Annotated in this window: 1 protein-coding gene; it reads left to right on the top strand. The window is 68.4% G+C overall.

Translation table 11 applies throughout. The features are described from left to right. Window positions 1–28: 28 nt before the first annotated feature. On the top strand, window positions 29–1,321 hold the full coding sequence (locus GUY59_RS47020; RefSeq protein WP_132342220.1) for an ArsB/NhaD family transporter: 1,293 nt from the start codon (window positions 29–31) through the stop codon (window positions 1,319–1,321). The last annotated feature ends 7 nt before the right edge of the window (window positions 1,322–1,328 follow it).

The following is a 1,328-nucleotide window of genomic DNA, read 5'->3' as shown; positions in this document are numbered from 1 at the left end:
AGGCGCTGCTGGACCGGGCGGTGGCCGCGTGAGCGTCACCGCATGGCTGGCGGTGGCGGTTTTCCTGTGCGCCTACGCGCTGATCGCCACCGAGAAGATCCACCGGGTGGCGGCCGCGCTCGGCGGTGCCGGGCTCATGCTGCTGATCCACGCCACCGACGCCGGTGCCGCGTTCTTCGACGAGCACACCGGCATCGACTGGAACGTCATCTTCCTGCTGCTGGGCATGATGGTCATCGTCGGCGTGCTGAAACAGACCGGCATCTTCGAATATCTGGCGATCTGGGCGGCCAAGCGGGCCAGAGGGCGTCCGTACCGGCTGATGGTGCTGCTGGTGGTCATCACCGCCGTGGCCTCGGCGTTGCTGGACAACGTCACCACTGTGCTGCTGATCGCGCCGGTGACCTTCCTGGTGTGCGAACGGCTGGCGCTGAACGCGGCGCCGTTCCTGATCGCCGAGGCGCTGGCCTCCAACATCGGTGGTGCGGCCACGCTGGTCGGGGATCCGCCGAACATCATCATCGCCAGCCGCGCGGGGCTGACCTTCAACGACTTCCTCGTGCACATGGCGCCGTTGGTGGTGGTGCTGATGGTGGTGTTCGTCGGGTTGTGCCGGATCCTGTTCCGCAGGTCCTTCCGCTACGACCCTGACCGCGCGGCCGAGATCATGGTGCTCGACGAGCGGGAGGCGATCGCCGATCCGCGGCTGCTGTGGCAGAGCCTGGTCGTGCTGGGCCTGGTCATGGTCGGGTTCGTGCTGCATCCGGTGCTGCACTACGAGCCGTCGGTGGTGGCCATCCTCGGGGCGGGGGTTCTGGTGGCCGCCACGAAGGTCACCACGCATGACGCGATCGAGGAGGTGGAGTGGCCGACGCTGGTGTTCTTCGCCGGGCTGTTCGTCATGGTCGGGGCGCTGGTGGAGACCGGTGTGATCGGCCAGGTCTCACAGGCGGCGACGGCCGCCACCGCGGGCCGGCCGGAGCTGACCGCGATGGGACTGCTGTGGGCCTCGGCCGGGCTGTCGGCCATCGTGGACAACATCCCGTACGTGGCCACCATGAGTCCCATCGTGGCCGAACTGGTCGAGGCGGGCGGAGGCCATGAGCAGGCTCAGGTGTTGTGGTGGGCGCTGGCCTTCGGCGCCGACCTGGGCGGCAACGCCACCGCCGTCGGCGCGGCGGCCAACGTGGTCATCCTCGGCATCGCCGCCCGCAACGGCACCCCGATCAGTTTCTGGCAGTTCACCAAGTACGGCCTGGTCGTCACCGTGGTGACCATCACTTTGACCGCGCCGTACCTGTGGTTCCGCTACCTGACCTGACGCCGGC

The sequence above is a fragment of the Nonomuraea sp. K271 genome (assembly GCF_009908215.1).
GTDB lineage: Bacteria > Actinomycetota > Actinomycetes > Streptosporangiales > Streptosporangiaceae > Nonomuraea > Nonomuraea longispora.
The sequence above is the reverse complement of the archived record's forward strand: the minus strand, read 5'-3'. Positions and strand labels throughout refer to the sequence as shown.